Source organism: Gordonia sp. CNJ-863 (assembly GCF_001942325.1).
Taxonomy (GTDB): Bacteria; Actinomycetota; Actinomycetes; order Mycobacteriales; family Mycobacteriaceae; genus Gordonia; species Gordonia alkanivorans.
Window position 1 is genome coordinate 142,958 of record NZ_MKKG01000088.1, and the last position, 20,342, is coordinate 163,299.

Consider the following 20,342-nt stretch of genomic DNA (forward strand, 5'->3'; position numbering starts at 1 on the left):
GTAGCCAGCGTATTCGACCGGTCGTGGACAATGAGGCTGTGGATGACCAACCCCTGACGGATTCCGGCAACGCGGATCCGCACGGCGCCGATTCTCCGGACGCCGACCGCGATCGAGTCCGATCGGACGACGCAACCCCCGCACGACGCTTCTCCCAGATGACCGCAGCCGTTCTCGGCGTCGCGCTCGTCGTCATCGGGCTGGACCTGCTGACCAAGGTGATCGCCGTCGCGACGCTCGACCCGCAGCGCCCGATCAAGATCATCGGCGACGTCGTCACCCTCCGACTCGTGCGCAACAGCGGCGCCGCCTTCTCACTGGCCTCGGGATACACCTGGGTGCTGACGATCATCGCGCTGGTCGTCGTGGCCGTCATCGTCCGCTACAGCAGCAGGCTGAAGTCCTGGGGCTGGGCGATCGGTCTGGCTCTCGTGCTCGGCGGGGCGATCGGTAACCTGATCGACCGCATCTTCCGCGCCCCGGCACCGCTCCAGGGTCACGTCGTCGACTTCGTCTCGGTCGGCTGGTGGCCGGTGTTCAACGTGGCGGATTCCGCCGTGGTCTGCGGGGCGATCCTGCTGGTGGCTCTGTCGGCGCTGGGTTTCGACTATGACGGCAGCCGCACCGGGTGGGCGGCCCGCCGGAACAGGCACGACGACGACGGCGAAGACGGGGGCAGTACCCATGCGTGAATCACGTGTCGTGCCTGTACCCGACGGACTCGACGGCATGCGCGTCGACGCCGGGGTCTCCCGCATGCTGGGTCTGTCGCGGACGGTCGTGGCGACCCTCGCCGAGGAAGGCGACGTCATGGTCGACGGGGTCGTCGTCGGCAAGTCGCACAAGCTCGCCGCGGGGACCCTCCTGCACGTCACCTTGCCCGAGCCCGACGAGCCGCTGCGGGTCGAACCGACGCCGGTCGAGGACCTCGAGGTCATCTACCACGACTCCGACATCGTGGTCGTCGACAAGCCGGTCGGTGTGGCCGCGCACCCCTCGCTCGGTTGGAGCGGGCCCACCGTCATCGGCGCGCTGGCCGCCGCCGGCTTCCGGATCTCGACCTCCGGCGCCCATGAGCGCCAGGGGATCGTCCACCGGCTCGACGTCGGGACGTCCGGCGTCATGGTCGTCGCCGTGTCCGAACGCGCCTACACGTTGCTGAAGCGGGCATTCAAACAGCGGACCGTCCACAAGGGCTACCACGCCCTCGTCCAGGGGCACCTCGATCCGCCGTCGGGCACGATCGACGCGCCGATCGGCCGTCACCGCGGCAACGACTGGAAGTTCGCGGTGACCGCGAACGGCAAGCCGAGCATCACCCACTACGACACCCTCGAGATGTTCGCCGCGGCGTCGCTGATCGACGTCCACCTCGAAACCGGTCGGACACATCAGATCCGCGTCCACTTCTCGGCGCTGCACCATCCGTGCTGCGGTGACCCGACCTACGGTGCCGACCCGGTCCTGGCCAAGAAACTCGGTCTCGAACGGCAGTGGCTGCACGCTCGGACACTGCGCTTCGCCCACCCCGCGGACGGGCGCATGGTCGAGTTCAGCTCGGAGTATCCCGACGATCTCCAGCACGCGCTCGACGTGCTGCGCGACACCTGACCGACTTGCCGGATCCGTGCCGGTGGTGGCGGCATTCGTTCGGTCGTCAACCGGCGACATCACCGGGCAACTCGCCTAGATTGAGAGGGTGTTCGAGCCTGGAACGGTGATCGCCGGGTACCGCGTCGAGCGACTCCTCGGCAGCGGTGGAATGGGCGCTGTCTTCCTCGCGCGGCACCCCGAGCTCCCCAGGTACGACGCCCTGAAAGTCCTGAAGGACTCGGCGGGCCTGACCGACAACAACTTCCGTCGCCGGTTCCTCCGGGAAGCGGAGGTGGCGGCGACGCTGGACCACCCCAACATCGTCACCGTCTTCAACCGTGGCCGGGCGACGGTCCCCGTCGCGTCGAAATCCGGTCAGTCCGACCTGCTCTGGATCGCGATGCAGTACGTGCCGGGCACCGACTGTGCCCGCGAACTGCACAGCATCGGACGGTTCGCGCCGCCGCGGGTCGCCCACATCGTCTCGCAGGTCGCCCGCGGCATCGACCATGCCAACCGCCGTGGCCTCACCCATCGCGACGTCAAACCCGGCAACATCCTGCTCGCCGAGGTCGACGAGGACTCGCCGGTCGATGAGCAGCGGGTGCTGCTGACCGACTTCGGCGTCGCCAAGATCTCCGACGAGACCGAGGCGCTCACGTCGGTCGGCACCGTCCTCGCGACCCTGTCCTACGCCTCACCCGAACAGCTCATGGGGCGGACGCTCGACGGCCGCAGCGATCAGTACTCCCTGGCGGCCTCCACCTTCCATCTGCTCACCGGCTGGGTGCCGTTCGACGACCGCGACACCGGGGCGGTCATCGGCGCACACCTCAAGGAGCCGGTGCCGCGGGCGTCCGAGCTCGTACCCGGACTGCCGTCGGGGGTCGACGCGGTGATCTCGAGGGCCATGGCGAAGACGCCCGAGGAGCGGTTCGCGAACTGCCGCGAGTTCGCCGAGGCGCTGACGGCGAGTGTCCGGCCGGTGCAACCGTCGCCGGTACCCGACGCCGGAGCCGTCACCGTACGCGGACCCTCACCCCGGCCGGTCCTCCGGAACCATCCCGCCTCGACGCCGGCGGCCCGTCGACCGGGTCCGCCCACATCTCCGCCCCCGGGACGTCCGGTGTACCGCGGACCGTCACCGACCCCGCCCGGCGGGGAGGCAACTCGGCGGGCCGCACCGCGCCAGACCCCGGGACGCCCCGTCCCGGACAGGCGGCAAGAACGGCAGGCACCATCGCGTCCGGCGACCGGCGCGGACCCCGCCGTCTGGCAACACCCGCCGTCCGGCCCGCACCGCCAGACCAACGACCACCTCCGCGCCGCGGGGTCGGGTCCGATGGGCCGCCCCCCGAGCGGCCCACCGTTCCCGGGCGGGACCGTGTCCTCCGGTGGTCCCACTCGGTCGGGTTCGAACCGCCTGCCCCTGGTGCTGGCCGGGGTGGCAGCCGTGCTGCTGATCCTGATCGTCCTCGTGTTCGTCGTGGCCCTGTAGTTCGTCTGATGCTGCAGCCCGCGAGGTGGGCGTGCGCGAGGCGCACATGGTGTCACAGCCGCCCCATTCGTCACGGCCCGGAGTGCCTTCCGGTGGGTGTCGGTGCGCGCGCCTAAAGTAGACCCGGACTCGGCGACCGGCGTGCGCACGATCAGCGCGCGAAACGACCACGGACACAGCAACCAGCGAGCACAGCAACCAGCGAGCACAGAAGAGGCACAGTGACGGACTCGTTTGTTCACCTGCACAACCACACCGAGTACTCGATGCTCGACGGTGCGGCCAAGGTGTCACCGTTGTTCGCCGAGGCCAAACGGCTGGGCATGACCGCGATCGGCATGACCGACCACGGGAACATGTTCGGTGCCAGCGAGTTCTACAACACCGCGATCAAGAACGACATCAAGCCGATCATCGGTATCGAGGCCTACATCGCACCCGGTTCGCGGTTCGACACCAAACGTGTCCAGTGGGGTTCGCGCGAACAGAAGAGCGACGACGTCTCGGGTTCGGGTGCCTACACGCACATGACGATGGTCGCCGAGAACGCGACCGGTCTGCGGAACCTGTTCAAGCTGTCCTCGCTCGCCTCCATCGAGGGGCAGCTCGGCAAGTGGTCCCGTATGGACGCCGACCTGATCGCCGAATACGCCGAGGGCATCATCGCGACCACCGGCTGCCCGTCGGGTGAGGTGCAGACCCGTCTGCGCCTGGGTCACGACCGCGAAGCCCTCGAGGCCGCGGCGAAGTGGCAGGAGATCTTCGGCAAGGAGAACTTCTACCTCGAGCTGATGGAGCACGGCCTCGAGATCGAGCGCCGCGTGCGCGACGGTCTCCTCGACATCGGCCGCAAGCTCGGCATCAAGCCGATCGTCACCAACGACTGCCACTACGTCACCAAGGAGCATGCCGCCGCCCACGAGGCGCTGCTGTGCGTGCAGACCGGCAAGACTCTGTCCGACCCCACCCGCTTCAAGTTCGACGGCGACGGCTACTACCTGAAGTCGGCCGCGGAAATGCGCGAGCAGTGGGACTCGGTGGTCCCGGGCGCATGTGACAACACGCTCGAGATCGGCGAGCGCGTCCAGTCCTACAAAGAAGTCTTCACCCACCGCGACCGCATGCCGGTCTTCCCGGTGCCCGACGGCGAGACCCAGCAGACCTTCCTGCGCAAGGAGGTCGCGAAGGGTCTCCGGGAGCGTCGTTTCGCCGGTACCGAGGTGCCGCAGGAGTACCTCGATCGCGCCAACTACGAGCTCGACGTCATCATCCAGATGGGTTTCCCGGCCTACTTCCTGGTGGTCGGCGACCTGATCCGCCACGCCCTCGAGGTCGGCATCCGCGTCGGCCCGGGCCGTGGTTCGGCGGCCGGTTCGCTCGTCGCCTGGGCGCTGGGCATCACCAACATCGACCCCATCCCGCACGGACTGCTGTTCGAGCGATTCCTCAACCCCGAGCGTGTGTCGATGCCCGATATCGACATCGACTTCGACGACCGCCGTCGTGGCGAGATGGTCCGCTACGCGACCGAGCGGTGGGGCAGCGACAAGGTCGCCCAGGTCATCACCTTCGGAACCATCAAGACCAAGGCCGCCATCAAGGACTCCGCCCGAGTCCAGTTCGGCCAGCCGGGTTTCGCGATCGCCGACCGCATCACCAAGGCGTTGCCGCCGCCCATCATGGCCAAGGACATCCCGGTCTGGGGCATCACCAACCCCGAGCACGAGCGCTATGGCGAGGCCACCGAGGTCCGCACGCTCATCGAGACCGACCCGGATGTCAAGAAGATCTACGACACGGCACTCGGCCTCGAGGGCCTGATCCGCAACGCCGGTGTCCACGCCTGTGCCGTGATCATGTCGTCGGAGCCGCTGACCGACGCGATCCCGGTGTGGAAACGTGCGCAGGACGGCGCGATCATCACCGGCTGGGACTACCCGTCGTGCGAGGCCATCGGCCTGCTGAAGATGGACTTCCTGGGTCTGCGCAACCTCACCGTCATCGGTGACGCCCTGGAGAACATCAAGCTCAACCGCGGGATCGACCTGGACCTCGACTCGCTGCCGCTGGAGGACGAGAAGACCTACGAGCTGCTCGCCCGCGGCGACACGCTCGGCGTGTTCCAGCTCGACGGCGCGGCCATGCGCGAACTCCTGAAGATGATGCAGCCCACCGGGTTCGAGGACATCGTCGCCGTCCTGGCGCTGTACCGACCCGGTCCGATGGGTGTGAACGCCCACACCGACTACGCCAAGCGCAAGAACGGTCTCCAGGAGATCCGGCCGATCCACCCGGAGCTCGAGGAGCCGCTGAAGGAGATCCTCTCCGAGACCTACGGTCTGATCGTCTACCAAGAGCAGATCATGCAGATCGCGCAGAAGGTCGCCGGGTACTCGCTCGGACAAGCAGACCTGCTCCGTCGCGCGATGGGCAAGAAGAAGAAGGAGATCCTCGACGAGGCCTACGACGGCTTCGCGGAGGGTATGCGCAACAACGGCTTCTCGCAGGCGGCGATCACCGCCCTGTGGGACACGGTGTTGCCGTTCGCCGGCTACGCGTTCAACAAATCGCACGCCGCGGGCTACGGTCTCGTCTCCTTCTGGACCGCCTACCTGAAGGCGAACTATCCCGCCGAGTACATGGCCGGTCTGCTCACCTCGGTCGGCGACGACAAGGACAAGGCGGCGATCTACCTCGCCGACTGCCGCAAGCTCGGTATCACCGTCCTCCCGCCGGACGTCAACGAGTCGCAGCGCAACTTCGCGGCCGTCGGTGCCGACATCCGCTTCGGTCTCGCCGCCATCCGCAACGTCGGGTCGGGCGTCGTCGGGTCGATCATCAACGCGCGCGAGGAGAAGGGGAAGTTCACCAGCTTCTCCGACTACCTCGGCAAGATCGATGTCACCGCCTGCAACAAGAAGGTGACGGAATCGCTGATCAAGGCGGGCGCCTTCGACTCTCTCGGCCATCCGCGCAAGGGCTTGTTCCTCGTGCACGCCGAAGCCGTCGAATCGGTGATCGGCACCAAGAAGGCCGAGGCGATCGGACAGTTCGACCTCTTCGGCGATGCCGGCGGAGCCGACGACTCGATGGCCGAGGTCTTCGCCGTCAAGGTCCCCGAGGAGGAGTGGGACACCAAGCACAAGCTCGCGATCGAGCGGGAGATGCTGGGCCTCTACGTCTCCGGGCATCCGCTGGCCGGCGTCGAACACGCCATCGCCGCGCACACCGACACCTCGATCACGTCGCTGCTGGAAGGCAACATCTCCGACGGTGCGCAGATCACGATCGGCGGCATCATCTCGTCGGTGACGCGCCGGGTGAACAAGAAGGGCGAGCCGTGGGCCGCGGTCACCCTCGAAGACATGGTCGGTGGTGTCGAGGTCTACTTCTTCCCGCGCGCCTACGTCGCGTACGGGATGGACATCGTGGCCGACAACATCGTGCTGATCAAGGCCCGCGTGAACCTGCGCGAAGACAGCATGATGATCTCCGCCAACGACCTCGCCGTCCCCGACCTGGAGACCGCCGGCGCGACCAAGCCGGTCGCACTCACGCTGTCCGCCCGACTCTGCACCCCGGATCGGGTGCAGGCGCTCAAGCAGGTGCTGACCCGACATCCGGGTATGGCCGACGTGCACGTCACGCTGGTCAGCGACAAGCGGCAGACGCAGCTCAAGCTGACCGAGTCCCTGCGGGTCGCGCCGAGTTCCGCGCTGATGGGCGACCTGAAAGCACTGCTCGGACCCAGTTGTCTGGGCTGATTCCTGGGCGACCATCACCATGGTTTCGCCCCGCCGAACATTTCTCTTCGACAGGCGCTATACTCGACGGCACGTCCAGTCACGCCCAGCCGTCGAGGGGAGTGTTCGCAGATGACCACGATGATCGGCATCAACGCGCACCGTCCGGTTCGGCGTGCGCAGCGCACGGTCGAGGTCTTCGGCGTCGAGTGGCCGGCCCACAAGGCCCACGCGGTCCTCGCAGGTGTCGCCACCGCCGTCGTGACCCTGCTGATCTTCGGATCGTTGCAGGCCACTGCGTGGGTGACGGCGGTGGCGGTCCTCGCGGTGTGGTGGGGTGAGCGCTACCTGCCCGGGAACGCGGCGGTCGCGCCCCGATCGAACCCGCCCGGGATCTCGTAGATCCGTCCGTCGAATCCGGCCCGGTACAGACGTCCGGCCGCGAACCCGCGGTCGCCGCGACCGTAGGAGAGCACGCTCGACGTCGGCAGTCCGCTCGCCAGCACGCAGTAGCGTCCGGGCGAGGTGATCCGGACGATCTCACCGGTCGCGTTGAACGGCACAACGGGCCGGTCACGTGAATCGAGCGTCAGCCCATCGGGGGTCGACGGTGCACCCACGCCGAGCAGGCTCTGCACCACGCGCGGATTCGTCGTCGAGATCCGGCTGACACCCGTGTTCACGAAGGTGCGCGAGACGTAGAGCCAGCGGTCGTCGCGGCTCAGGACCGCGCCGTTGGCACTCGGCAGCGCGCCCCACGCGGCGCTCACCGCCCCGCCCGGTGAGACCCGTCCGATGAGATTGCCGAAGTCGTTGGTGGCGTACACGTTTCCGCTCGCGGCCACATCCATCCCGTTCGCGGCCGACAGCCCGGTCACCCACGGCCGAAACGCGCGGGTGTTGACATCCAGGCGCCCGATGGACGCGTGGCGTAGCGCGTCACCGACGAAGACGCGGGGATCGGCTCCGTAACCGACCAGCAGGGTTCCACCCGGAGTCCAGGCGAGCGCGCCCGCACCGCTACCGCCGGGAACTCGCGCGATCGGGACCGCAGGTGCACCAGGCCGTTCAGCCGATACACGCGACCCGAGATGAGGTCGGTGGTGTAGAGGCGTCCGCCGGCGTCGACGGTGAGGCCTTCGAGCGCGGCGCCCGGAACGACGCCGACGAGTCGGGCGGGGGCGGCACCCGGACACGACGGCGCAGCCGAGGCGGGCGCCGGACCGATGGCGGTGGCCAGACCCAGCGCCATGGCCGCGGACGCCGCGCCGGCGGCGATCCGGGTGAGGCGAGAGGTACGCCGGGACCGGCGCGGAGATGGATGGCGAGATGTCATGACTGCTCCCTGTTCAGGTGGCGGGTCGTACGTGCCTTCTCCTCGCGCGGCCCTGCATACCGTCCGCGTGCGACGAGCGACGTCGCGAACATACCCACCTGCGGGGTGGGGCAACCCCGGAATGAGGCCGACCGCAGCGGCCGAGCACACCGACCTTGCCGAAATCGATGTACCCGGGCGCCTCGAACGATCTCGCGCAGTGAGACCATGGCAGTCGTGAGTACGCACCACGTCCCCGTTCACCAGCACGGTCCGGCACTGAGTCTCGACGCCATCGAGGCGGCGTCGGAGCGAATCGCCGACGCCGTGGCGCGTACCCCGCTCGAGGCCTGCCCGCGACTGTCGGGGTCGGGTGCCCAGATCTACCTCAAGCGCGAGGATCTGCAGACCGTACGCTCCTACAAGATCCGCGGCGCGTACAACGTGATGGCCCAACTCTCGGCCGAGGAGCTGTCCCGCGGTGTGGTGGCGGCCAGTGCCGGAAACCACGCCCAGGGCGTCGCTTTCGCGTGCAAGAGCATGAAGGTGCCCGGACGGATCTACGTCCCGACCACCACCCCGAAGCAGAAGCGCGACCGGATCGCATGGCACGGCGGCGATTTCGTTGAGCTGAAGGCGATCGGGGAGACCTACGACGCCGCGGCGGCGGCCGCGCAGGCCGATGTGATGAGCACCGGCTCCGCATGGATTCACGCCTTCGACGACCCGCGGACCGCGGCTGGGCAGGGAACCATCGCGCGCGAGATCGTCGAACAGCTGGGCCGCGTGCCCGACGTCGTCGTCGCGCCCGTCGGTGGCGGCGGTTGTCTGGCCGGCATGGCCACCTATCTGCGCGGACTCTCCGACGAGGTGACGATCATCGGCATCGAACCGACCGGCGCCGTGTCGTTGAGTGCGGCGCTGGTCAACGGCGGGCCGATCACCCTCGACGAGATCGACCCCTTCGTCGACGGCGCGGCCGTGAAGCGGATCGGCACCATCGGCCACCGGGTGATGTCCGAACTCGGCGCGAGCGTCAGTGATCACCCGATGCTCGCCGGCATCTCCGCGACCCCCGCTGCGCAGATCATCGACGACGGTCCGGTGTCTCCGACCCCCGGGACGGCGCACATCACGCACGTCGACGAGGGCGCCATCTGCTCGGCGATGCTGGAGCTGTACCAGAACGAGGGCATCATCGCCGAACCGGCCGGAGCACTGGCGGTCGCCGCATTGGACAAGCTGCGACTGCCCGACGACACGGTCGTCGTGTGTCTGGTGTCCGGCGGCAACAACGATGTCTCCCGCTACGGCGAGATCATCGAACGCTCACTGGTGCATCGGGGCCTGAAGCACTACTTCCTGGTCGACTTCCCGCAGGAGCCCGGCGCGCTGCGTCGCTTCCTCGACGAGGTCTTGGGACCCGACGACGACATCACCCTCTTCGAATACGTCAAGCGCAACAACCGCGAGACCGGTGCCGCACTGGTGGGTGTCGAGCTCGGCAGCCCCGACGGCCTCGGTGCCCTGATGGACCGGATGGCGCGCTCGCGCCTGCACTGTGAGCGCCTCGAGCCCGGTTCGCCGGCCTACGAGTATCTGACCTGATCTACCGCAGCCCGACGATCACGTTATGGCCGGGCGACACACCGTCGGCCGGTTGCTCCCAAGCCAGCCGGATGTCGAGCGGCCAGGGGAGTGACACGGGCGCGTCGCCGGGGACGCACACCACCGACCACTCGCCGCGGTGCATCGCGAACCAGCCTGCCGCCTCGTCGAATTCGGCGTCGACGGAGGAGAACGCCGGATCATGCAGGGCTGCTTCGGTTTTCCGGAGCGCGATCAGTGACCGGTAGAAGTCGAGCACGCGGGCGTGGTCGGGCCGGGCCGGCTCCGACCAGTCCAGCTTCGACCGCTCGAAGGTCTCCGGGTCCTGCGGGTCGGGCACATCGCCACTGTCCCAACCGTGCTCGGCGAACTCCGCCTTCCGGCCCTCCGCGGTCGCCCGGCCCAGTTCCGGTTCGGGGTGGGAGGTGAAGAACTGGAACGGCGTTGCGGCGGCCCACTCCTCGCCCATGAACAGCATCGGGGTGAACGGGGACAACAGGATCAGGGCGGCCTTGATCGCGAGCTGTCCGCCGTCCAGGTTGGCGCTCGGCCGGTCGCCGATCGCGCGATTGCCCACCTGATCGTGGGTGCACGTGTAGGCCAGCAGCGACGACGCGGGCACCCGATCGGTCGGGATCGGCCGGCCGTGGCAGCGCCGCCGGAACGACGAGTAGGTGCCGTCGTGGAAGAACCCGCCCGTCAGGACCTTTGCGAGACACTCGAAACTGCCGAAGTCGGCGTAGTAGCCCTGTCGTTCACCCGAGACGAGGGTGTGGACGGCGTGATGGATGTCGTCGTCCCACTGGGCGGCCAGCCCGAGACCGCCGGCCGACCGCGGCAGGAACAACCGCGGGTCGTTCAGATCGCTCTCCGCGATCAGCGACAGCGGACGCCCGAGTTCGGCCGACAGTGCATCCGTCGCGGCGGCCAGTTCCTCGAGGATGTGGACCGCACGATGGTCGGCGAGGGCGTGGACGGCGTCGAGTCGTAGTCCGTCGACGTGGAACTCGGTGAACCAGCGCAGTGCGGTGCCGGCGATGAACGCCCGTACCTCGTCGGAGTCGGGTCCGGACAGGTTGACCGACGATCCCCACGACGTCGTGCCTTCGCTGAGATAGGGCCCGAAGTCAGGCAGATAGTTGCCCGACGGGCCCAGATGGTTGTAGACGACGTCGAGGACGACGCCGAGCCCCTTGGCGTGGCACGCGTCCACGAACCGGGCGAGTGCCGCCGGGCCGCCGTAGGTTTCCTGCACGGCGTACCATCCGACTCCGTCGTAACCCCAGTTATGGGTGCCGTTGAAAGCGTTGACCGGCATCAGTTCGACGAGATCGACGCCGAGATCGACCAGGTGGTCGAGCCTTTCGATCGCGGAGTCGAGAGTGCCTGCCGGGGTGAAGGTCCCGAGGTGGAGTTCGTAGATCACCGCGCCGTGCACATCGCGGCCCGTCCAGCCGGCGTCGCTCCACGACGAGTCGTCGACGGTGAACAGCGCCGACATCTCGTGGACGCCTTCGGGTTGACGGACCGAGCGCGGATCGGGACGCACCGGTCCACCGTCGATCGAGAACCCGTAGCGGAGGTCCGGACCGGTTTCGATCGCGGAGTCCGCGGGGACCCGCCACCACCCTCCCGCGTCGGCGGACAACGGTACCGACCGTGAACGGGAGTCCGAACCTCCGGATCGTACGACGAGGTCCACCCTGTCCGCCTCTGGGGCCCACACTCGTATCTCGTTCACCGAGGTCGGCGGTTGAAACGGAGCTGCATTGGAACGAAGTGGGGGGTTCTGTTCCCGTTGGTCGGCCGACCAAGTTGTGGTGCTCTGGTCGGTCGCGGACATCGTCGGGGAGTTGCTCACATCATGCAAGGTATGTCGGGGTCACCGAAGTCGCACCGCGCGATACTGTGAGGCCGCACACACTCGAAGATGAGAGTGGGGTATATTACGGCGACGCTCATGCCCATGGGGGCACCTCGAGCAGATCAGCCTAGCGGTTCGGGAGTTTGAGACAACACCGACGCACGGCGACCTGACGGCCGGTGAACGGGTAAGCCGAGACGCAAGGGTAGGGATTGAGCACAGACGCAGTCACCTCGGATGACGAGGAGGTCGGTCGGAAGAGACCGGGTGCGGTTCGGTCGTGGTTCGACAAACATGTCGTCGCGTCCTTCGACACCTTCGGACGCCAGCTGGGCATGTTCGTCGAGGTGTTCCGTACGCTCTTCGTCGACCTCTTCAAGCGGCGTTTCCCATTCGGTGAGTTCATCCGACAGTGCGCCTTCATGGCGAGCACCTCGGTGTTCCCGACCCTGCTCGTCGCCATCCCGATCGGCGTCATCGTGTCGATCCAGGTGTCCAACATCGCCGGCCAGGTCGGCGCGACGTCGTTCTCCGGCGCGGCCACCGGCCTCGGCGTCATCCGTCAGGGTGCGCCCCTGGTCACCTCGCTGCTCCTCGCGGGCGCGGTCGGTTCGGCCATCGCGGCCGACCTCGGTTCCCGCACCATCCGCGACGAGATCGACGCCATGAAGGTGATGGGCGTCAACCCCATCGAGCGTCTGATCTCGCCGCGTCTGCTCGCCACGATGGTGGTCAGTTTCCTGCTCTGCGGCTTCGTCTGCTTCGTCGGCTTCATCACCGGTTACGTCTTCAACGTGTACTTCCAGGGCGGTACGCCAGGCAGTTACACGGGCACCTTTGCGTCCTTTGCGACGACCGCGGACCTGATGTTCGCGTTGGCCAAGGCCGTCATATTCGGCGCGATCGTGGCGATCGTCGCCTGCGATCGCGGCCTCTCGACAAAGGGTGGTCCCGCCGGCGTCGCCAACTCGGTGAACGCCGCGGTGGTCAACTCCGTCCTGCTCCTGTTCACCGTGAACGTGATCCTCACGCAGCTGTTCGCGATCCTCTTCCCGGCGAAGGTGGTGTGAGATGACCGCGTCACGGTATGTGCCACCCGCGCTGAAACCCCTGGAGGCCGCCAAGGCCGTCTATCGCGGTCCGCGCGACGCCCTCGCGGCGATGGGGCATCTCATCACCTTCCTCGTCCGCTCGATCGGCGCGGTCCCGCTGGCCTTCCGGCACTACAGCAAAGAAGTCTGGCGCCTGCTCGCCGACGTCGCGTGGGGCAACGGCGCGATCGTCGTGGGCGGCGGCACGGTCGGCGTCATGGTGATCCTCGGGATCATGGGCGGTGCGACCGTCGGCATCGAGGGTTACACCGCGCTGAACCTGCTCGGCATGTCGCCGGTGACCGGTGGTCTGTCGGCGTTCGCGACGACGCGTGAGATCGCCCCGCTGCTCGCGGCGACGGCGTTCACCGCGCAATCGGGTTGCCGCTTCACGGCCCAGCTCGGTTCGATGCGCATCGCCGAGGAGATCGACGCCCTCGAGGCGATCGCCATCCGGCCGCTGCCGTACCTGGTCACCACCCGCATGCTGGCCGCGGTCATCGCGATCGTCCCGCTGTACTCGGTGTCGCTGGCCGCCAACTACCTTGCGTGCCAGTTCATGTTCATGCTCCAGAGCGGCCAGGGCGAGGGCACCTACCTCTACTACTTCAACCAGTTCATCGTGTCCTGGGACATGGTGTTCTCGTTCATCAAGGTGATCGTCTTCGTGCTGCTGACGACGTTCATCCAGTGCTACTACGGATACTTCGCCGCTGGGGGACCCGAAGGTGTGGGAATTGCTGCCGGACATGCCATCCGGCTCGCGATCATCGTGATCGTGTTCGCGAACCTGGTCATGACACTCGTGTTCTGGGGCACCTCGCCCGGAATCAAGATCTCGGGATGAGGGAGCGCCGGTGAACATCGCAACCGACGGGCGTAACCCCTCGCTGATGCAATTCGTGCTGCGCGGCATCGCCTTCCTGCTGGTGCTGCTGGTGATCTTCGTGCTGCTGTTCATGCGGTACCAGGGAACCTTCAGCAAAACGGTGGGTGTGACCGCCGACCTCGTCGACATCGGTGACGGTCTGACGTCGGGCGCCGACGTCCGGTACAACGGCCTCATCGTCGGCTCGGTGAAGTCCATCTCGGTCGGCGATTCCGGCGACCGGGTCGACGCCGCGAAGGTGATCAAGAAGGTCGAGATCGACATCGTGCCCGCGCAGGCCGAGGGCATCCCGGCGTCGGTGACCGCACGGACCGTGCCGTCGAACCTGTTCGGCGTCAACTCCGTCGAACTCGTCCGACCCGCCGAGCCGGGTACCGAACGACTGTCGTCGGGTGACTCCATCCCCGCCGACACGTCGCTCGAGACGATCAAGCTGCAGGACGCGCAGAACGAGTTGAATGCCATCCTCGACGCGGTGCCGCCGGAGGAACTCGCCCAGGTACTCGGCGTCGTCGCCGACGCCCTCAAGGGCGGCGGATCGGTGTTCGGCTCGTTCGTCGGCGTGCTGCGGACCTACTTCGACGCGATCAACGCACAGTTCCCGCCGGGTGCACCCCCGGGATTCGACAACTTCGACGCCGCGATCAGCGGTCTCGCGGAGTCCTCGCCGGAACTGCTCGACGCCCTGGGGCGCAGCGTGATCCCGGCGGTGACCATCGCCGAGAAGCAGCGTGACCTCGCGGCGCTGCTGTCCGGCAACCAGGGACTGCTCGACCAGCTACAGCTGATGTTCGCCCGCAACGGCAACGGCGGTCAGCGACTCGTCACCGACCTGAACCGCATGCTCGGCGCCACCGTGCTCGAACCGAACTCGTTGCCGCAGGCGGTCATCGCGCTGAACAACCTGGCGGCTCGGGTGCTCACGGTCTTCACCGGGACGAACGGACACGTCCAGCTCAACATCGGCGTCAGCTTCGGTGCCTTCGTCCGCTACACGCGTCAGAACTGTCCGGTGTACAACGGCGGCCCGTACGGCACGCTGCGCGGGCCGGGTTGCGTGGGGCCGGGAACCGGTACCGGACCGACGATGTCGGGTCCGCTGCGGATCTATCCGTCCGACGGCATGCGCAAGAACCGTCCGGTGGGCATGGTGACCACCGACGCCGACAACAAGACCCTCGGCGCAGTGCTGCGCCGGGCGCCGTCGGCCGCCGACACGATCATGCTCGGACCGCTGGTCCAGTCCATCGACGCACGTGACGCTGCCACTGATCAGGGAGGGGGACGATGAGCGCGGCCTCGGATTCGATCCGCAAACCGTTGATCGGCTTCACGATCTTCGGTCTCGTCGCGTTGCTCGTGACGTATGTGATCTTCTCGACCCTAGAACGATCGGTGTCGGGATCGACCAACAACTACACGACGTTCTTCACCGACGCCTCGGGACTCGCCGCCGGCGACGACGTCCGCATGGCGGGCGTCCGCGTCGGGCGCGTCGACAAGATCGAACTCGACAACGGGCGCGCCCGAGTCGAATTCGAGGTGCAGAACGACCAACAGGTCTACACCAACACGCGCGGTGCGATCCGCTATCAGAACCTCATCGGTCAGCGGTATCTCAATCTGACCCTGGTCGAGGGCCGCGACAGCAAGCCGCTGGCGCCCGGGTCGACGCTGGAGTTGCCGTCCGAGGACTCCTTCGACGTCACCAAGCTCCTCGCCGGATTCCAGCCGGTGTTCGAGACCCTCGACGCCGAGCAGGTCAACGCATTGTCGCAGGGTCTCCTCGAGGCTTTCCAGGGCAATTCGGTCTCGTTGAGCTACACCGTCGCCGAGGTGGGCCGGCTGGCCGAGGACACCGCCAACCGCGACATCGTGATCGGCGCGATCATCAACAACCTGAGCACCGTCATGCGTGACCTGTCCCGTCAGGGCGGTCAGCTCGGCACCGTGATCGAGTCGATGTCCGATCTGATCGCGAACCTCAACTCGAACTCGGCGGCGTTCGGCAGCGCGGTCTCCGACATCGGCCGCACGGCAGACGGTTTCGCCGACGTCCTGAGCCGCAGCCGGGGCAGCCTCGCCGCCGCCGCGACCAACGGGCGGATTGCCACCAGGACGCTCATCGAGAACGGCTCCAAGCTCGACCGGATGGCCGTCGACGCGCCGATCTTCCTCGGCCACTTCCCGCTGGTACTCGGAGAGGGTGCATACCTGAACATCTATGCCTGCGACCTCGACGTCGCGATCGGTGATGTCCTGCTGCCGCCGGGGATCTTCAACAAGATCGGTGGCACTAATCATTCGGTGGTGTGCCGATGAGCTGGTTCCGCAAGAAGTTCCGCAGCAACACCCGCGTCTGGTACGGCGTGATCGGGGCGGTCGTCATCGTCGCACTTCTGCTGGGCGTGACGGCGCTGGCCGGTGCGCATCTCGGGAAGAAGACGCTCACCGCCGACTTCGCCCAGGCCGGCGGAATCCGGCCGGGGGACAAGGTGCGCGTCGCCGGCATCGACGTCGGGGAGGTCACCGAAACCGAACTCGCCGGCCAGCACGTCGCGCTCACCATGAAGGTCGACACCGACGTCAAGGTGACGAAGAACGGCATGGCCGAGATCAAGATGTCGACGCTGCTCGGTCAGCGCTACGTCGATGTGTCGCTGGGCGATTCGCCCGAGGAAGCACCCGACGGCCACATCGAGCGGACCGCGGTGCCCTACGACCTGAACCGCACCATCGAAGCGGGTGCACCGATCCTGACCGGTATCGACGACCAGACCCTCTCGCAGAGCATCCGCACACTCAATCGTCAGCTCGCCGGTGTCCCCGCGATCACCGAGCCGACGTTCGAGGCCCTGACGCAGATGTCGGAGGTCATCACCAACCGCAAGGACCAGATCAATCAATTGATCGCCGACACCAAGACGATCACGAACATCGTCAACGACAACCAGGCGCAACTGGCGGTGATCGTCGGCCAGGGACGCGACCTGACCCAGAAGATCGTGGCCCGTGAGGAACTGGTGACACGCCTGCTCGACGGCATCGCCGAACTCACCGAACAGGCCAGTGCGGTGGCAGGGGAGAACGCCAACCAGTTCGCCCCGATCATGGCGAACCTCAACACCATCACGCAGGGGCTGGAGAAGAACCGCAACAACCTGCGCAAGCTACTGGAAATCCTCCCCGTGACGGCTCGTCTGACCAACAACGTCATCGGCGACGGCCCCTACGCGAACAGTTACCTGCCCTGGGGCATCTTCCCCGACAACTGGCTGTGCCTCGCCCGGGTGGTGGACGGATGCTGAATCCGCAGAAGCTGCGTCGTTCGACGCTCCTCGTGTGCATCTCCCTGCTCGGCATCGTGGGACTCTCGGGGTGTTCGATGATCCCGGGCAGCTGGAAGGCCGCCTTCGGGCAGGCGATCGAGGTCACCGCCTACTTCGACAACGTCGCCGGCCTCTACGTCAGCAACGACGTCGCGGTCCTCGGCATGCCGGTCGGTCAGGTGACCGCCGTTGAGCCGCAGGGCGACCGGGTCAAGGTCACCATGACCATCGACAACGATGTGCCGGTGCCTGCCGACGCGACGGCGGCCATCGTCAACACCTCCATCGTGACCACGCGCCACGTCGAGCTGACCCCGGCCTACGAGGGCGGACCCAAGCTCGAGGACGGCTCGGTGCTGAAGGAGACGAAGGCCCCGGTCTCGGTCGGTGAACTGTTCGACGCCATCGACGGTCTCGTCGTGGGCCTGAAGGGGGAGGGCCCGGGTCCGGGACCTCTCGCGGACATGATCGACATCACCTCGGGCATCGCCACGGGCAACGGCGAGGAAATCCGTGCCGCCCTTGATCAGCTCGGCCAGGCGTCGAACGTGATCTCGGGCAACAGTGACGCGCTCGTCGACATCATCGAGACCATCGAGGGACTCACCACCACGCTGGTGAAGAACTACCCGAAGATGACGGCCTTCTCGAAGTCGGTCAACGAGGTGTCCCAGCTGCTCGGCGCGCAGTCGCCCGGTCTCGTGGCGACCATGCGCAACCTGAACCAGAGCCTGCAGAACACGACGGCGTTCCTGCAGAACAACACCAACACGATCTCGGTCTCCTTCGACCGCCTCGCCGCGCTGACCGCCAACCTGAGCGACTACTCGCGGCAGGTTGTGGAGACCATCGACGTCGGTCCGCTGCTGTTCCAGAACCTGAGCAATTCGATCTCCGCCGAGCAGGGCGCCTGGCGTGCACAGGTGCTGCTCGACAAGTCGCTCCTCGACAACGAGTTGCTCGCCATGTTCTGCGACGCGATCAACCTGCAGAAGGACGGCTGTCGCACCGGCAAGCTGAAGGACTTCGGTCCGGACATGGGCATCTACTCCGCGATGCTGGAGCTGACGAAATGAGAGCGGTGACAAGCGCTTCCCTTGGTCGCACGGTCGCTGAACCGACACGTGGCCGTTCCCGCATGCGACGCGGCGCGGTGACGGCGGTGCTGCTCAGCGCTCTGATGGGGCTCACCGGCTGTGGCCTGTTGCCCGGCCTCACCGTCGAGCAGATCCCGCTGCCGGCCCCCGGTGGCATCGGTGACTCCATCCGGCTGACGGCGAATTTCGACAACGCCCTGAATCTGCCGACACGCGCCAAGGTGAAGCTCAACGGCACCGACGTGGGGCAGGTCGACACCATTGTCGCCAAGGACTACTCGGCGATCGTCACCATGGACGTCAGCAAGAAGACCGAACTGCCCGTGGGCACGGGTGCCGAACTCCGGCAGGCGACTCCGCTGGGCGACGTGTTCGTGGCGTTGCTGCCGCCGCCCACTGCCACGAAGGGCTTCATGGTCGATGGAGACACCCTGACCGGTCCCACCTCCGCGGCGTCGACCGTCGAGGATCTGCTCATCAGCATGAGCGGCGTGGTCGACAGCGGATCGCTGAACTCGCTCACGGTCATCCTCACCGAACTGAGCGCGGCCGTCGCGACCAATCCGACGGACCTCAACGGTGCGATCCGCGGTCTGACGACCGGCATCCGCAAACTCAATCAGAGTTCGGCGCAGGTCGACAGGTCGCTGGAGAACACCCGAATCCTGACCGGTCAGCTGGCGGACGGCCGAGCACAGATCATGGCCTCGATCAACAAACTGGGCCCCGCGCTTCAGTCGCTGAACGGCCAGATCGGCTCCATCCTGACCTCGCTGGACAAGGCCCAGCAGGTGACCGCGGCAACCAACGACTTCCTGCGCACCGATCAGGACAACCTCGTGGAGATGCTCGGGCATCTGTCGACGGTGCTGGCCGGTCTGCGGCAGGCCGCCGGCCCGCTTGGGTCGCTGGCCGACAACCTGCACACGTTGACCCCCAAGTGGATCAAGTCCACGCCGGGTAGCGCGGCTGCGGTGTCGGCAAAGGTGTACTGGCTGAACCCGGGCGTCGGGTTCGACTCGGCGAGCAGGCTTCCCGAGCTCGAGGACGTCGATTCGGGCTCGGCAGCGCTCCAGCAGACGCTCACGCGGCTGCTCGCCCGACTCACCGGAACCAAGGGGTGCTGCGGATGAGCGGCGTATTCGGTTTCCTCCGCAAGCATTCCGTACTCGCCGGCAACATCGGGCTCGTCCTGGTCATGGTCGTCGGGCTCGGCTACCTGTCGCTCGGCACGTTGCGGTGGGAGCCGTTGGCGGGCAAGTACAAGCTGACCATCGAGTTCCCGATCTCCGGCGGCCTGCAGGAGACCTCGGGGGTCACCCTTCGCGGGGCGCGTATCGGCGAGGTCGACACCATTCGCGTGGAGCCGGATTCGGTGACGGTGAAGGTCTCGGTCGACGACCGGTACAAGATCAACCGCAACACCCAGGTCTCCGCGCTGGGGTTGTCGGCGGCCGGCGAGCAGTACGTCGACTTCCAACCGACCACCACCGACGGCCCGTACCTCGAAGACGGCGACGTGATCGAGGCCGGGCAGACCAAGGTCACCGTGCCGTTCTCCGATCTCCTCGAGTCCTCGCTGGAACTCATCCAGCAGATCGATCCGGCGCAACTGCGCTCGGCCGTGGACAACCTGAAGATCGCGCTGTACTCCGAGGACGGCTCCAACGATCTCGAGGTGCTGTTCGACTCGGGCGGAACGATCTTCGCCCGGCTCTACACCGCATTGCCCGAGACGACGAAGCTGATCCAGAATGCGGGCACCATCTTCAAGACGACCGCCGACATCCAGCCCGACTTCGGGACCACGGTGTCGGGGCTGAGCGACCTGATCAACGCCGCCGCGGCCTCCGACAAGGAGCTGCGCACGCTGCTCGACCGCGGCCCGTCGCAGATGACCAGCCTCGCCGGTTCGATCAACCAGCTGACCGACCCGGTGACCGACGTGATGAAGCAGTTCCTCGACATCGCCGAGCAGGGCGCGCTGCGTGCACCGGCCCTCGCGACGCTGATGCCATCGATCCGGGATGCGAGCATCAAGAGCCTCACCATGTTCCACGACGGCGCGTGGTGGACGTTCGGTTCGGTGTATCCGCGACCGAGCTGCAACTACCCGGTCACCCCGCGTCGGCCGACCCAAGTCCTCGAGCTGACCATCCCGACCAATCTGTACTGTGTGACCGAGGATCCGAACCAGCAGATCCGTGGTTCGGCCAACGCACCACGACCGCCGGGCGACGACACCGCAGGGCCCCCACCGGGTTACGACCCGAACGCCCGCACGGTGCCGCTCGACAAATGACGACCAGACAAGT

At 66.9% G+C, this 20,342-nt stretch carries 15 protein-coding genes and 1 pseudogene; 14 read left to right on the forward strand and 2 right to left on the reverse strand.

The window, feature by feature from the left end; all coding sequences use genetic code 11:
• Window positions 1-38 precede the first annotated feature (38 nt).
• The 5 genes from lspA to BJF87_RS24455 all read left to right on the forward strand — a co-directional run bounded on the left by lspA (window position 39) and on the right by BJF87_RS24455 (window position 7,236).
• Entirely contained in the window at window positions 39-692 is a 654-nt protein-coding gene (lspA, locus tag BJF87_RS24435) for a signal peptidase II (RefSeq protein WP_127962844.1), read from the forward strand.
• The gene (locus BJF87_RS24440) at window positions 685-1,611 is read left to right on the forward strand and encodes an RluA family pseudouridine synthase (RefSeq protein WP_005198843.1); all 927 of its coding nucleotides are present in this window, start codon (window positions 685-687) and stop codon (window positions 1,609-1,611) included. Before lspA ends, BJF87_RS24440 begins: the two co-directional genes overlap by 8 nt.
• 88 nt (window positions 1,612-1,699) lie before the next feature.
• Complete coding sequence (locus BJF87_RS24445) at window positions 1,700-3,091, forward strand: serine/threonine-protein kinase (RefSeq protein ID WP_035752638.1); 1,392 nt, start codon at window positions 1,700-1,702, stop codon at window positions 3,089-3,091.
• Between the two features lie 221 nt (window positions 3,092-3,312).
• A complete protein-coding gene (dnaE, locus tag BJF87_RS24450) occupies window positions 3,313-6,855 on the forward strand; it encodes a DNA polymerase III subunit alpha (protein WP_035752637.1) in 3,543 nt (1,180 codons plus the stop codon).
• 111 nt (window positions 6,856-6,966) lie between these two features.
• Complete coding sequence (locus BJF87_RS24455; protein WP_005198846.1) at window positions 6,967-7,236, forward strand: hypothetical protein; 270 nt, start codon at window positions 6,967-6,969, stop codon at window positions 7,234-7,236.
• Here the strand turns inward: BJF87_RS24455 and BJF87_RS24460 are convergent.
• Window positions 7,179-8,086 (reverse strand): annotated as a pseudogene (locus BJF87_RS24460) (SMP-30/gluconolactonase/LRE family protein). The gene BJF87_RS24455 and the pseudogene BJF87_RS24460 overlap by 58 nt on opposite strands.
• Before the next feature lie 291 nt (window positions 8,087-8,377).
• Here BJF87_RS24460 and ilvA point away from each other — a divergent pair.
• A complete protein-coding gene (gene ilvA, locus BJF87_RS24465) occupies window positions 8,378-9,757 on the forward strand; it encodes a threonine ammonia-lyase IlvA (RefSeq protein ID WP_035752631.1) in 1,380 nt (459 codons plus the stop codon).
• A 1-nt stretch (window position 9,758) separates the two neighbouring features.
• Here the strand turns inward: ilvA and treZ are convergent, their stop codons facing one another.
• The gene (gene treZ / locus BJF87_RS24470; protein ID WP_035752629.1) at window positions 9,759-11,483 is read right to left on the reverse strand and encodes a malto-oligosyltrehalose trehalohydrolase; all 1,725 of its coding nucleotides are present in this window, start codon (window positions 11,481-11,483) and stop codon (window positions 9,759-9,761) included.
• A gap of 350 nt (window positions 11,484-11,833) precedes the next feature.
• On the opposite strand from treZ, the gene BJF87_RS24475 reads away from it, so the two are divergent.
• Genes BJF87_RS24475 through BJF87_RS24510 form a run of 8 tightly spaced genes read left to right on the forward strand, consistent with a single transcriptional unit; the run spans window position 11,834 to window position 20,329 of the window.
• Window positions 11,834-12,691 carry an ABC transporter permease gene (locus BJF87_RS24475; protein WP_035752628.1) on the forward strand — a complete coding sequence of 286 codons (858 nt, stop codon included), beginning with the start codon at window positions 11,834-11,836 and terminating at the stop codon, window positions 12,689-12,691.
• Between the two features lies 1 nt (window position 12,692).
• Window positions 12,693-13,559, forward strand: coding sequence for an ABC transporter permease (locus BJF87_RS24480; protein WP_035752627.1), 867 nt, complete (start codon window positions 12,693-12,695; stop codon window positions 13,557-13,559).
• 10 nt (window positions 13,560-13,569) lie between these two features.
• Window positions 13,570-14,892 (forward strand): MlaD family protein, encoded by a 1,323-nt coding sequence (locus BJF87_RS24485; protein ID WP_035752626.1) that lies wholly within the window; start codon window positions 13,570-13,572, stop codon window positions 14,890-14,892.
• Window positions 14,889-15,923: an MCE family protein gene (locus BJF87_RS24490; protein ID WP_042377405.1), complete on the forward strand. Its 1,035-nt coding sequence runs from the start codon at window positions 14,889-14,891 to the stop codon at window positions 15,921-15,923. Before BJF87_RS24485 ends, BJF87_RS24490 begins: the two co-directional genes overlap by 4 nt.
• Window positions 15,920-16,909: an MCE family protein gene (locus BJF87_RS24495; protein ID WP_075864074.1), complete on the forward strand. Its 990-nt coding sequence runs from the start codon at window positions 15,920-15,922 to the stop codon at window positions 16,907-16,909. Before BJF87_RS24490 ends, BJF87_RS24495 begins: the two co-directional genes overlap by 4 nt.
• Window positions 16,903-18,006: an MCE family protein gene (locus tag BJF87_RS24500; protein WP_075864066.1), complete on the forward strand. Its 1,104-nt coding sequence runs from the start codon at window positions 16,903-16,905 to the stop codon at window positions 18,004-18,006. Before BJF87_RS24495 ends, BJF87_RS24500 begins: the two co-directional genes overlap by 7 nt.
• On the forward strand, window positions 18,003-19,160 hold the full coding sequence (locus BJF87_RS24505; protein WP_372512876.1) for an MlaD family protein: 1,158 nt from the start codon (window positions 18,003-18,005) through the stop codon (window positions 19,158-19,160). Before BJF87_RS24500 ends, BJF87_RS24505 begins: the two co-directional genes overlap by 4 nt.
• The gene (locus tag BJF87_RS24510; protein WP_035752767.1) at window positions 19,157-20,329 is read left to right on the forward strand and encodes an MlaD family protein; all 1,173 of its coding nucleotides are present in this window, start codon (window positions 19,157-19,159) and stop codon (window positions 20,327-20,329) included. The genes BJF87_RS24505 and BJF87_RS24510 overlap by 4 nt, the downstream gene beginning before the upstream one ends.
• Window positions 20,330-20,342: the final 13 nt, after the last annotated feature.

Bases quoted from the DNA above. Each gene is read 5' to 3' on its own strand.
- BJF87_RS24490 (WP_042377405.1), top strand. From the start codon at position 14,889: ATGAGCGCGGCCTCGGATTCGATCCGCAAACCGTTGATCGGCTTCACG.
- BJF87_RS24455 (WP_005198846.1), top strand. From the start codon at position 6,967: ATGACCACGATGATCGGCATCAACGCGCACCGTCCGGTTCGGCGTGCG.
- BJF87_RS24440 (WP_005198843.1), top strand. From the start codon at position 685: ATGCGTGAATCACGTGTCGTGCCTGTACCCGACGGACTCGACGGCATG.
- BJF87_RS24510 (WP_035752767.1), top strand. From the start codon at position 19,157: ATGAGCGGCGTATTCGGTTTCCTCCGCAAGCATTCCGTACTCGCCGGC.
- BJF87_RS24495 (WP_075864074.1), top strand. From the start codon at position 15,920: ATGAGCTGGTTCCGCAAGAAGTTCCGCAGCAACACCCGCGTCTGGTAC.
- BJF87_RS24500 (WP_075864066.1), top strand. From the start codon at position 16,903: ATGCTGAATCCGCAGAAGCTGCGTCGTTCGACGCTCCTCGTGTGCATC.
- ilvA (WP_035752631.1), top strand. From the start codon at position 8,378: ATGGCAGTCGTGAGTACGCACCACGTCCCCGTTCACCAGCACGGTCCG.
- BJF87_RS24505 (WP_372512876.1), top strand. From the start codon at position 18,003: ATGAGAGCGGTGACAAGCGCTTCCCTTGGTCGCACGGTCGCTGAACCG.
- BJF87_RS24480 (WP_035752627.1), top strand. From the start codon at position 12,693: ATGACCGCGTCACGGTATGTGCCACCCGCGCTGAAACCCCTGGAGGCC.